The sequence below is a fragment of the Thermoclostridium stercorarium subsp. stercorarium DSM 8532 genome (assembly GCF_000331995.1).
Lineage (GTDB): Bacteria > Bacillota > Clostridia > DSM-8532 > DSM-8532 > Thermoclostridium > Thermoclostridium stercorarium.
The window spans coordinates 1,315,389-1,328,145 of the sequence record NC_020134.1; the positions used below are offsets into that span (position 1 = coordinate 1,315,389).

General features: G+C 41.7%; 9 protein-coding genes and 2 pseudogenes. 7 read left to right on the plus strand and 4 right to left on the minus strand.

Annotation, left to right across the window (positions count from 1 at the left end):
* Window positions 1–12: 12 nt before the first annotated feature.
* From CST_RS05680 to CST_RS13380, 3 genes and pseudogenes are all read left to right on the plus strand, one after another.
* On the plus strand, window positions 13–1,083 hold the full coding sequence (locus tag CST_RS05680) for a type I phosphomannose isomerase catalytic subunit (RefSeq protein WP_015358889.1): 1,071 nt from the start codon (window positions 13–15) through the stop codon (window positions 1,081–1,083).
* 122 nt (window positions 1,084–1,205) lie between these two features.
* Complete coding sequence (locus CST_RS05685; RefSeq protein WP_015358890.1) at window positions 1,206–1,412, plus strand: heavy-metal-associated domain-containing protein; 207 nt, start codon at window positions 1,206–1,208, stop codon at window positions 1,410–1,412.
* Window positions 1,413–1,562: 150 nt separating this feature from the next.
* A pseudogene (locus CST_RS13380) lies at window positions 1,563–1,694 on the plus strand (IS30-like element ISCth2 family transposase); the annotation flags it as partial.
* Window positions 1,695–1,713: 19 nt separating this feature from the next.
* Here the strand turns inward: CST_RS13380 and CST_RS05690 are convergent.
* Window positions 1,714–2,940 (minus strand): IS256 family transposase, encoded by a 1,227-nt coding sequence (locus tag CST_RS05690; RefSeq protein WP_015358103.1) that lies wholly within the window; start codon window positions 2,938–2,940, stop codon window positions 1,714–1,716.
* A 60-nt stretch (window positions 2,941–3,000) separates the two neighbouring features.
* Between CST_RS05690 and CST_RS13220 the strand changes: the two are divergent.
* From CST_RS13220 to CST_RS05705, 4 genes and pseudogenes are all read left to right on the plus strand, one after another.
* Window positions 3,001–3,372, plus strand: a pseudogene (locus CST_RS13220) (IS30 family transposase); the annotation flags it as partial.
* Window positions 3,373–3,692: 320 nt separating this feature from the next.
* Window positions 3,693–4,955: a sodium ion-translocating decarboxylase subunit beta gene (locus CST_RS05700; protein ID WP_015358891.1), complete on the plus strand. Its 1,263-nt coding sequence runs from the start codon at window positions 3,693–3,695 to the stop codon at window positions 4,953–4,955.
* A 42-nt stretch (window positions 4,956–4,997) separates the two neighbouring features.
* Window positions 4,998–5,105, plus strand: a complete 108-nt coding sequence (locus CST_RS13905) for an OadG-related small transporter subunit (protein ID WP_410177103.1) — start codon at window positions 4,998–5,000, stop codon at window positions 5,103–5,105.
* Window positions 5,106–5,321: 216 nt separating this feature from the next.
* A complete protein-coding gene (locus CST_RS05705) occupies window positions 5,322–8,165 on the plus strand; it encodes a glycoside hydrolase family 3 protein (protein ID WP_015358892.1) in 2,844 nt (947 codons plus the stop codon).
* Window positions 8,166–8,174: 9 nt separating this feature from the next.
* Here the strand turns inward: CST_RS05705 and CST_RS05710 are convergent, their stop codons facing one another.
* From CST_RS05710 to yicI, 3 genes are all read right to left on the minus strand, one after another.
* Window positions 8,175–9,203 (minus strand): Gfo/Idh/MocA family protein, encoded by a 1,029-nt coding sequence (locus CST_RS05710; RefSeq protein WP_015358893.1) that lies wholly within the window; start codon window positions 9,201–9,203, stop codon window positions 8,175–8,177.
* Between the two features lie 81 nt (window positions 9,204–9,284).
* Window positions 9,285–10,052 (minus strand): GNAT family N-acetyltransferase, encoded by a 768-nt coding sequence (locus CST_RS05715; RefSeq protein ID WP_015358894.1) that lies wholly within the window; start codon window positions 10,050–10,052, stop codon window positions 9,285–9,287.
* Window positions 10,053–10,423: 371 nt separating this feature from the next.
* Window positions 10,424–12,757 carry an alpha-xylosidase gene (gene yicI / locus CST_RS05720; RefSeq protein WP_015358896.1) on the minus strand — a complete coding sequence of 778 codons (2,334 nt, stop codon included), beginning with the start codon at window positions 12,755–12,757 and terminating at the stop codon, window positions 10,424–10,426.

Sequence of the window (12,757 nt, forward strand, 5' to 3'; positions counted from 1 at the left end):
GAGTTGGTGGAAATGCTGTATCCGTTGAAATTTCATCCTGTATATAAGGATTACATCTGGGGTGGCAGAAATCTTTCAAAATTCGGAAAACAGCTTCCGGAAGGGAAAGTTGCTGAAAGCTGGGAACTGGCATGTCATCCCGATGGTATGAGTGTTGTGCGGAACGGTATTTATGAAGGCAGGACACTGAAATCCATGATTGAGGAATTCGGCGGAGATATTGTCGGGGAGTTGGGCGCTGAAAGCGCAGGTTTTCCGTTGCTGATAAAACTTATTGATGCCAATGACAGGCTTTCGGTACAGGTCCATCCTGATGATGAATTTGCAAAAGCCCATGAAGGGGATAATGGCAAAAACGAGATGTGGTATATTCTTGATGCGAAACCCGGCGCGAAACTTGTTTACGGACTGAAAAAGGGCATTACGAAATCAGATTTTGAAAAAGCGGTAAGAGAAAACAGGATAGAGGACTGCCTTAATTATATAAACGTTAAGGCTGGGGATTTTATCAACATTCCGGCGGGCCTAATTCACGCCATAGGTGACGGGATTATACTTGCCGAAATTCAGCAGAGCTCAAACGTCACTTATAGAGTGTATGATTATAACAGAAGGGATGCGCACGGAAACTTAAGGCCGCTGCATATTGAAAAGGCAATGCAGGTTATTAATTTTAACGCAGGTGATATTAAGTATCCCTATGAAGGCCTGGAATATAAGAGATCAGATAACGTTTCCTTGAAAGTTTTGGTGGCGAATAAACATTTTTGTGTTGAATTATATAAAATCTCGGGTAATATAACACAGGAGACAAATTTCAGAAAGTTTCACGCCTATATTTGCATTGCCGGCAGCGGGGAAATCGGATATCAAAATGAAAGGGTGAGCATTGGGCAGGGGGAAACGGTTTTAATTCCCGCATGCATTGGAGAATACCGGATAAAGGGAAAACTGACACTCCTGAAGACATATGTGCCTGATCTGGATGCCGACATATATGGAAAACTTATGGAGATGGGATACAAAAAAGAGGAAATAAAGGAAAAAATAGCAGGACTTGATTGGCAGAAGCCTAATAATTAGCAGATACGGAACGACAGAACCATTGAAAAAAAAGGATTTTACATGCTATAATTGTCTGTATTGCAAAATCCGTAGGCTATTCCCATATTATAAATTAATCTGTTTTCAGGGGTGCTTTGAGTATGGAATCTCAATTGATTTTGACAGTGAACGCCTTGACCGAAGATTGTGCTCAAACCATAAAAAACGCTTTAATAAGAATTAACGGTGTGGAGAATGTAATTATTAATATTGAAAACAAAAAAATTTATATTGAGTATGACGACGAAAAAATAAACGAAAAATTAATAAGGGAAACAATTGAAGACGAAGGCTATGAAGTTAAATAGCCTTTGTGTTGTTTTTGTCATATAATTTTTTCATTGATTTTATCTGTTGAAACTATTGCATTTAACAGTAGAAATTGTATATGAAACAGTACAAAATGCATAATTGTTAGGGAAGTTGTAAAATAAAATGCCGTAATATATAGAAAACTCATGGTAATCCATTGTAAAATGTTTAATAACCAAAGAAAAACATTAGCAAAGGAGTACCATGAGTTATATATGAATAATAACACAGAAACAAGAAAAAACAAACACCTAAATGAAAGAGAAAGATACGCCATATAGTTGTACCTGAGAGTTGTCAAGAATTTTGTGTCTGATTAAAGTAACGTAACTGGAAAATTTGTTGTATTTCATAAATGTGAGCATTTATCATTGGTACCGCTTTTTTCCATTTTGTCCGCCTCAAGTTCTCCCTCTGTAAATATATGTTAATTTCCAATACTTCGACAGAGTTAAAGTAACCACCCGATCTTATCCGAATTTTTTCAACTAGACTGTTGATACTCTCTACACTGTTGGTAGTATAAACATGCTTCCTCAAGGATTCGGGGTATTTAATGAAAGCCATATAATGTTCTGCTTTCTCCATGAGAATGTTCATATATCGGCTATATTTACTCTTAAATTTACTGCAAAGGTCATAAAACTTTTGAACAGCTTCATCAAAGGAAGAAGCAAATTTTATTTTATCGAGTTCTTTATTGAATTCTGCGGCATCAGCTTTGGTCATGTATTTGCGGATATTTCTCTGAAGGTGTACAAAACAGAGCTGATGATCAGCATATGGATATACAGCTTTGACGGTCTCGATAATACCTGGGAAATCATCACTTACAACCACTAAAACTCGTTTAAGACCGCGGTTTATCAAGTCTTCAAAGACCTTGTTCCAATCGGCTCTGTTTTCTTTGCCGAAGAAGGTGTAAAGGCCAAAGATGTCTTTCTTACCTTCCATATCAACGCCAAGGATTATGTAGCATGCGGCTTTCTTCACTTTTGAGCCGTCTTTTATCTCACAATGATAAGCATCGATTAATAAAGCAAACACCGATTCGGGTAATTCCCGTTGTTTGAAAAGGTCTAATTCACTTTTTAGGTCATCTTTGATTTTGTTGAGTTCATCATCAGAGTAAGGAAGGTTGAGGCTTTTGAGGGTATTTAAGAGAGAAGATTCTGAATAACCGTTGACAACAAGGGACATAAGAAGGTCTGTATAGGATTCATCCACCCTTTTATACGGTTCAGGTAGGATGTGGGGTCTGAAATCGCCAGTGCGAGTTCTTGGGACAGAGATGTCCAGGTTACCCATAGGTGTACCAAGTTTTCTATCATAAAAGCCGTTGCCTTTGTCGTTCTCGTTTTTCAAGAGATAGATTTGGCGTTCAGACAACATAAACCAGTCGAGCAAATCCTCCAGCAACTTTTTGAGGGCAGGGCGTGATGGATCTGAATCAGAGCAATACTGGTTTAATACTTTTTCAACCGCCATATTTTTGACTGTTTCATAATAGGTATTTTTATCCATAATTACCAGCCTCCTTTGTGATTTTATTATACACCAGACACAATTTTATTTTAACACCCACTACCAGACAAAACGCAGGAATCAGTAATCAAAGCAATAGATGAATTAAAAAGGAAGTATAGAAGGAAATTTAGGGAGAAGTTTAAAACGATAACAGTAGATAACGGGACAGAGTTTTTGGACTATAGAGGGATAGAGAAATCAAAAACAGAGCCAGGCAAGGACAGGACGAAAGTGTATTATGCTCATCCTTATAGTTCTTGGGAAAGAGGAACGAACGAAAATATTAATAAACTGATAAGAAGATTTATACCAAAAGGAACAGATATATCAAAAGTAAGTAAAGCAAAAATAAAAAGTATAGAGAGATGGATTAATGAATATCCAAGAAGAATGTTTGGTTATAGGTCAGCCATAGAAATGGCGGTATGATGTATAGAATTTATTCCAGTAATTATTCCAGTAAGCAATGGATTTACCAAATTTTTCACGGCATTTAATATTGCAATTTATAAATGCATAATTGTTAAGTAGAAAACATTGATATTTTTGTTTTTTTAGGATATAATGTTGCATTGAAAGGTTTAAGACGGTAGCTTGCAGGGGTCCCTGTTTAACTGATCGCCAGGCAGATGCTCAGGCATCCGGTCAGTTAATCATAATTAATTATGAAAGCGAAGCTTATACCGGAACTTAAGTTTTGGTATTTTTTTATGCATACATAAAAATCCTTATAATATGAGGTGTTTTTTATGGAACAACTTGCACAAATCTTCGGAGGAGTTCTGGAGTTTAAGTGGCAGTATTTGATCATGTATGCAATCGGCGGAATACTGATTTATCTGGCCATCAAGAAGGATTATGAACCCATGCTGCTGCTGCCAATCGGTTTCGGTGCAATTCTGGTTAACTTGCCCTTCAAGTCCATTTGGGAATATGAACCCGTGTTGGATGAGACAGTAACGAAAATAGTAAATCAGTTCCCAGCTTTACAAGAATTCTTCACCGAGCATTTCAATTATGTTTTTGAAAATGGACAGGCTTACAAAGTCGAACCCGGTTTAATGCAGATAATATTCAATTCAGGTATCCTTACAGAATTATTCCCGTGCCTTATATTCATCGCGGTTGGTGCAATGTGTGATTTTACTCCCCTTCTTAAAACTCCGAAAATGATTTTCTTTGGGGCTGCCGCTCAGTTTGGTATATTCTTTACCGTACTGGTTGCACTTGTTTTGAACAAGATTTTCCCGGGCTTGGGATTTGATTTGAAAGCCGCTGCCTCAATAGGCATTATCGGTGCTGCTGACGGACCGACGTCAATATTCGTCGCATCCAAGTTCGCAAAACACCTGTTAGGGCCAATATCCGTAGCTGCTTATTCGTATATGTCCCTTGTGCCCATCATTCAGCCTCCTGTCATTAAAGCGCTTACAACCAAAAAAGAACGCATGATCAGAATGGAATACAAAGACGTTAAGGTATCAAAGACAGCACTGATTCTGTTCCCCATTTGCGTAACCATTATTGCAGGTATAATTGTGCCGAGCAGTGTTGCTCTTGTCGGTTTGTTAATGTTCGGTAACCTGTTAAGGGAGTGCGGGGTTGTTGAAAGACTGTCAAAGGCTGCCCAGAACGAACTTTCAAACCTTGTTACGTTGCTTCTCGGTATTACAATCGGTTCAACGATGTATTATGAAAATTTCTTAAGCCCGACCACTCTCTTTATAATGTTAATGGGTCTTGTAGCATTTGTTTTCGATACAGTGGGCGGAATTCTGCTGGCAAAACTGATGAATCTGTTCTCGAAAGAGAAGGTTAATCCGATGGTCGGTGCTGCCGGAATTTCCGCATTTCCGATGTCTGCAAGAATTGTCCAGAAGATGGCCATAAAAGAAGATCCCAGTAACTTCATATTAATGCATGCGGTCGGAGCCAATGTCGCAGGGCAGTTGGGTTCTATCGTAGCAGGCGGTATGGTCCTTGCCCTTGTACCGTGGTTGCTGACATTATAAGGAGTGATTTGAATGAGCGATATTTATTTGGGGTTAAAACTTATGGAATATGGTTTATTGGGCACTTTTGCAGTAATAATACTTTTTTATATAGTTATATTGATTCTGAGAAAAATTTTACCATATCGCAATGAGGACAATAAAGATTAGAATAAATTCGGTTTCGGCGGTTAATGACTAACCGCCATTTTTTATTTATAAAAAAGTCAAATTAATGGTATATTTTGTTATAATACTGCAATATCATGAGTTGGGTTGCTGATAAAATCATTAACGGAAAATATGTTTTTGAAAGCTGCCTCATACCGTTTTGAACTTTTTGTAAAAATGTCCCGAAAATACTCTTAGATTCAGGGGTGAAAAAACGTGACGGTAAATAACAAAAGCCGGTTTCTTAACGAGGATCTGCCATTGGAAGAGAGAATAAAGGATTTACTGGAAAATCTGACACTGGACGAGAAAATATCGCTGCTTCCGACAAAACAAGCCGCAATACCCAGGCTTGGCATAAAAGAATATACAGTCGGCGGGGAAGCGGCTCATGGAGTGGCGTGGCTCGGAAAAGCCACCGTATTTCCTCAGACAATAGGTCTTGCTTCTACATGGGATACGGGATTAATGGAGGAAATAGGGAATGTAATTGGCGATGAATACAGGGTTTATTATCAGAAAAGTGATGAAAAACACGGGCTGAGCATATGGTTTCCCACCGTTGATATGGAAAGGGATCCGCGATGGGGAAGGACCGAGGAAGCGTACGGAGAAGATCCGTATTTGACGGCGGCAATGGCAGGAACACTTGTGAAAGCGGTGCAGGGAAATCATCCCTTCTACTTAAGGGCGGCCACGACTTTAAAGCACTTTTTTGCCAACAATAACGAAAAAGACAGAACTAAATGTTCCGCAAGCATTAATCCGAGGAGTATAAGGGAATATTACTGGGAGCCCTTCAGAAGGATTATAACCGAATATGGTGCCAAATGTATTATGACGGCATACAATGAGGTAAACGGGTTGCCAATGATTGTAAATCCGTGGGTGAAAAGCGTTGTAAAGGAAAAATGGGGGCTTGAAGGTTTTGTCGTATGCGATGCCGAAGATTTCAGGCAAAACGTAAATGACCATAAATTCTGCAGAACCCATGCCGAGACATTTGCACTCGCGTTAAAGAACGGGGTGGACTGTTTCACCGACGAGCCTGAACTGGTTATAAATTCCGCAAGGGAAGCGCTTGAAAGAGGTTTAATTACCGAAGAGGATATTGACCGGGCAATATCTAATATTTTCAGAATGAGGATCAGGTACGGTCAGTTTGATAAAAGTGATAAGAATCCATACAAAAATATCCCGGAAAATGTACTTTGCTGTGAGAAACATTGTAAAGTCGCATATAAAGCCGCGCAGAAAGCCATAGTGCTTCTGAAAAATGAAAATATTCTTCCGCTGAAAAAGGAGAAAATAAAAAAGATAGCCGTTATCGGACCTATGGGTGATGAGCTTTATAATGACTGGTACAGTGGAACGTATCCGTATAAGGTTACAATTCTTGACGGCCTGAAAAATAAGCTCCCGAATGCAGAAATCAGCTTTACGGACGGTTCTGATCTCGTTCGGATAAAATCGGTGCGCGGTATGAAATATATTGAGCCGGATGATAGCGGGGTACTGCGTGCCTGCGGCGCCGAGCCCTCGGATAAATCGCTGTTCAGTCTTACCGACTGGGGATGGGGGAGCTTTACTTTGAAAAATATTACGAATAAAAAGTATGTTACCTGCGAAGGCAGGCTTTCGGCGGTGTCAGACAGGGCCTTCGGCTGGTTTGTCAAGGAATTGTTCAATTTAATTCCGAAAGGCGGCAATGAGTACACAATTAAAACATACAACGGAAACGTTGCCGGATTTTCGGATGAAAGTTCGGGTATTATCGTTGAAAAGGATTACCTTAACAGAAGTGAAGATGACATATTCATTCTTGAAACTGTTAAGGACGGCATAAGTATGGCAAAAGCCGTTGCTGCGGATGCGGACATAGTATTGGTTACGCTTGGAAACAATCCTGTGATTAACGGCAAGGAGGAAATGGACAGGCCTGAAATATCTTTGGCGCCTCATCAGGAAAAATTGCTGAAGGAAGTATATTCGGTGAACAAAAACACCGTCCTGGTATTAATAAGCTCATATCCGGTGGCAATTAACTGGGCGAATGAAAATATACCTGCAATAATTTACTCCGCCCATGGCGGGCAGGAAATGGGAAATGCCATTGCAGATGTTCTGTTCGGCGATTATAATCCCGCCGGCCGGTTACCCATGACATGGTATAAATCGTCTGAGCAGCTTTCATCGATTATGGATTACGACATAATCAAAACTAAACGGACATATATGTATTTTGACGGGGAGCCTTTGTATCCGTTTGGGTATGGCCTTTCATATAGCTCGTTCGAATATGGGAACATGAAGCTCAGCGCCGATGTCCTGAAAAAAGGATCGGAATTGAGGATAAGTCTTGATGTGACAAATGTAAGCGAAATTGCCGGCGAGGAAGTGGTACAGCTTTATATTTCATTTAGTGAATCAAAGGTTAAAAGGCCGAAGAAACAGCTTAAAGGCTTTAAAAGGATTTGCCTTAACCCGGGCGAAACCCAAACGGTTGAATTTGAACTTAAACCCGAGGAGTTTTGTTTTTACGACGTAAGCCGGGAAATATACTGCGTTGAAAAATGCCTGCTTACGATAATGGCCGGCGCCTCATCCGAAGACATACGGCTTCAGAAAACGATTCCGGTGGACGGTGAGGTTATTCCTGAAAGGGATCTGACTTTTACAACCTGGGCGGAAAACTGTGATTATTATGAAAACATAGTTTTTGACATGTTTGAAAACGGCAGAAGCTCGGTAAAGGCGCTTGGAAAAGGAAGCTGGATATCTTTTCACAATGTATTGTTCAAACGGGAAGTGAGCTGTCTAACTGTACAGGCGAGTGCCGCCGCCCCGGGGGCAAATGTTACGGTAAGGATTGATTCACCGGACGGCGAGGTAATCGGTAAGTTTTTCATACCGAATACCTGTGCCCCGTCAATGCCGGAAGGACGGCTTAGCATGGAATGGGCCCATATACAGTGTAATGTTGCCCGGACGTCAGGACATCATGATATATATTTTGTTTTCGACGGCAGCGCCAATATCAGTAATTTTAAATTTACATAAAGACAAATGTCAGTCGAAGCTGAAATTAACCGGATGGCTGATACGTATTACCTCCCTTTTGTCTGCGGACTCCTGTGCACGGATTGCGGTATAAGCATTTAAAAACGTTTCACGCATGCTGAATATTCCGGAAATGCGGCCTTCAATGGTATGGACGAAATCCTCGAATATCATTGGAGGCTGTAATTGTTTTATCGGCGTAAAGCCGTTGTTTGAAGCATTTATTAACCGTACCTCATGTTCTCCGTCACGGCGGGCTGCTTCAATAATTCCTTCGGTGCCTACCACTCTCAGCCTGTCGTCGTCATGGGAATGAGCATTCGCGGGGCGGTAGTAGTCGGTGGAAATTGTTGCAAGAATGTTGTCTTCCAATTCCAAAGTTGACGTTGCTATGATTTCCATTTCACCGTTGCCGAAATTGTCAGCAGAAGACTGGGTTGAATACACCGAAAGGCATTCCTTTCCCGTGACCATGCGAATCATGTCTATGGCATGGATTGAAACCCATAAAATTGTGCCGCCGTAGGTTTCCCTTTTTTTAAAAAAATCAGGCCTCGTCCCAAGGCGGTAGGATTTCTGACAGTTTACCATTCTTACCTTTCCAATGGCGCCGTTCAGTATTAACTGCCTGACGGTGTAAAAATGCAGTTCATAACGCGTTGTATGCATTGCCCAAAGGTGCTTGCCCGTTTCCCTGACTGTTTTGTACAGATCAAAAAGGTCAGAAAGATTTGTGGCAATGGGTTTGTCGGCATAAACATGTATCCCCGCCAGGAGGGCTTTCGTTTCAACGGGATACCGTTCGGCAAAGCGGTTGTCCACAACAAGAATATCGGGTTTTTCCGCATCGAGCATTTCATCAAGGCACGAATACTGAAGAAGGGTGATGCCGAGTTTTTTCGCCGTAGTATGAAGCTTGTTCAGGTTTTCTCCCGGATAACTCGGACAGCAGGCGGTGTACTGAACCCCGGGGAGTTTGTTCCTTGCAGCCAGTGCTGTTGTGGCGTGGCCTGTATTTCCGTAAAAACATACTTTCATGAAATTTCCCCCATATTTACAGTTTAATCTTAGTAAAATGATATCCTTAAATGCGTTCTTTTGTCCATGGATATTAGAATATTATTTGTTCAATTCAGCAACTATCTTTTGCGGTTTAACTGTCATTTCCGCCCATGCCGGAACAAAACCGCTTTTTACGGCGGTTCGCGCCGATCTGATGTTTGACCATGCGGAACAATAAAGCGGAACTTTACCGCGAGCCAATATTTCGAGCGCCAGTCTGCTGGTAAGCGCTGAAGCAATTCCCTTCCTCCGGTAATCGGGCAGCACATCCACACCAATCTGCCACATCATGTCGCAATCGGCGGAACATCCGGCAAGACCGATGAGTTTGTCCCCGTCAAAAGCTCCAATCCCAAGAATGTCCAGTTCTTTACGGTCTTTACATAACGCATTGCTCCATTCAGGCCTGTATAAATTCACAAAGTCGGGCTGTTCCAGTATTCTGAGTTCGTAATTGCATGGAAGTGGGATTAATTTATTAACGTCAGGCAGGTAATATTCGGCCATTAGGCAGACTTTCTGACCTTTTTCAGCCAACCGCTCATCCAGCCAATGAAGGTTTGGCGTCTCAAAACAATGGTAGAATTCAAATTTGCTGATATATTCGGTTACAATGTCGTGAAATTCGTCTTTTACGGAAGCCACTATATTGTTTCCGTATGACACAAAAATGCATGATATGGGTTCTTTGTAATATTTTTTGGCCGACTGACCTAATTTGTGTTTGACAACTACGTTGCAGTCTTTTAAAAAATCCCCGGCGTTGCAGTTGATATCCAGGGCTGACTGTTCCATGGCAATCTGAAATATTTCTTTGTTCGTCATATTTTTTACCTCTGTTTTTCAGGTTTTAATTCAATACCGGCATAAGTTCCATACCGGTAAGCCTTTTTGCAGCACTGAAAAACTGAAAATTGTTATGGGTATACAGGGATATGTATATTTTAACAGGAATACGCAACAAATTACAGCTGTCTGAATGAGATTTGCCTATCCTTTGTCATCGCACTGATATCGGCAATGTGAGTGCCCATACATTGCCATTTACGCATGAATGGTTATTCATGATAAACATAAACCGGCATGTCCAGACCGTCTTTCCTTAACAGCGGTAAAAACAAGGGCTGAAACTTTTTACCTGTGGACTGAAAATCGTGACAGTGATTAAAGTAACGGCACTGCAGGAGCCGGAGTGTTCAGAACCGTTCATTAACCGTTATGGAGAATTCTCCGAAGTTGCCTGCCGGTTCAATAATGACGCCAAATTTATCCGGTAACACGTCGAACTGGTCTGTTTTTTGTATATCAAATATGTTCCGAAGGAGTATTCTCCATGGCTTGCCGTTTCCTTTTGCGTTTACCACAAGAGTGTTGCCTTTTCTCGTTACCTTGAGTGTAAGTTCGGTTATGCCGTATTGATTGTATACCAGTGATTCGGCGCTGTGTCCGTCCTGAAGCTCAAACAGATGGAAAGTAACGTTTTCCGCGTAATCGTAATCGGGCCTGTTTTCGTTACTGCCGACTGCAATCAGACTGTCAGGCCGTACAAGAAGCGGAAGGCTGAAATAACCGTGAACCTCTTTGAGCCATTTTCCGCCCTGAATTTTTTCATTGCTGAGAAAATTGGTCCAGGTTCCTTCCGGTACATAATAATTCACCGATCCATCTTCCGAAAAAACCGGTGCCACAAGAATCCTTTCGCCCAGCATATATTGCCTGTCAAGATAGTCGCATGCTGGATCATCCGTGAATTCAAGGACCATCGGCCGCATTACCGGTATACCGTTCGTTGACGCTTCGTATGCGGCGGCGAATATATATGGCATAAGTTTGTATTTCAGTTTTGTGAAAAAGCTTAAGACTTCTGAAGCCTCTTCGTCAAAAAGCCATGGTACCCGATAGGATTCACTTCCGTGCAGCCGGCTATGAGTGGATAAAAGCCCAAAAGCCACCCAGCGCTTATATAAATCAGGAGTTGCGGTATTTTCAAATCCGCCTATGTCATGGCTCCAGAAAGCAAACCCTGAAGCGCACAGGGAAAGCCCGCCGCGAAGTGATTCTGCCATTGACGGGTAGTCTGCGGTGCAGTCGCCTCCCCAGTGAACCGGGAATTTCTGTGAGCCAGCGGTGGCTGAGCGTGCAAATACGACGGCTTCTCTGTCACCCCGTTCGCGTTTTAACAGATCAAAAACAGTTTTATTGTACAGATAAGTGTAGTAATTATGCATTTTTTCAGGATCGGAACCATCGTAATACACTACATCGGTGGGAATCCTTTCGCCAAAGTCGGTTTTAAAACAGTCTACTCCCATGTCAAGAAGTGCTTTGAGCTTTTCCTGATACCATTTGCACGCATCGGGATTGGTAAAGTCAATAAGTGCCATGCCTGCCTGCCACATATCCCATTGCCAGACATCGCCGTTTTTGTTTTTCAGCAGATACCCCTTTTCCATTCCTTCATCGAAAAGGTAAGATTTCTGAGCAATATACGGGTTAATCCATACGCATATTTTAAGTCCTTTTGCCTTTAGTTTCTGAAGCATGCTCTCGGGATCAGGAAACACATCTTTGTCCCAGGTGAAGTCGCACCATTGAAATTCCTTCATCCAGAAACAGTCAAAGTGAAAAACACTGACCGGAATGTCCCGTTCAAACATTCCGTTTATAAAGCCTAATACCGTTTTTTCATCATAATCTGTCGTAAAGGAGGTGGAAAGCCATAAACCAAATGACCACGCAGGCGGAAGGTGAGGTCTTCCTGTTAAGGCTGTATAATTCTTAAGTACGTCTTTTAATGTTTCACCGCCGATAATAAAGTACTCAAGATATTCCCCCGGAACGCTGAACTGGACTTTGGTCACAACCTCGGAGCCTATTTCATACGAAACCCGTTCGGGATGATTTACAAAAACGCCGTACCCCCTGTTTGTTATATAAAACGGGATATTTTTATATGCCTGCTCGCTGCTTGTACCGCCGTCCTCATTCCATATATCCACAGTCTGCCCGTTTTTAACGAAATGGGTAAATCTTTCGCCAAGACCATATACACATTCCCCGATGCCGAGATTTAACTGTTCACGGACGTAAGTTAAGCCTTCCGAAGTCTTGATATAGCCTGCGCTTCTGCCGGAGCTCCCTGTTAAATACCTGTCGCCATAAAAGAAATCCGCGCGCCATTGGGTTCCTTTTTTGACTTTTACCGATAGTTTGCCGCTGGTGAGAATTGCTTCGTCATTTGCAATTTTCACGTCGACGGGGGTGTCTGGCTGTTTTCTGAGCTCGAATTCCGGTCCCTTTGTTTTTTTACCCTTATGGTGATAAATTTTTACACCGATGATGTCAGGCAATGGAGAAGAGTATTCAACTGTAATCACCGGCAGGTTAAGAGTGTCTCCGCGGTGGCGGATTACTTTTGTGGCTGCATAGACAGTGAGTTTGTTATCGGAAAATTTAATATCCCGTATATCGACCGGAGTGAAAAGTGAAATCCCGTCTTTTAACTTCCAGTAACCATCACTGAATTTCAA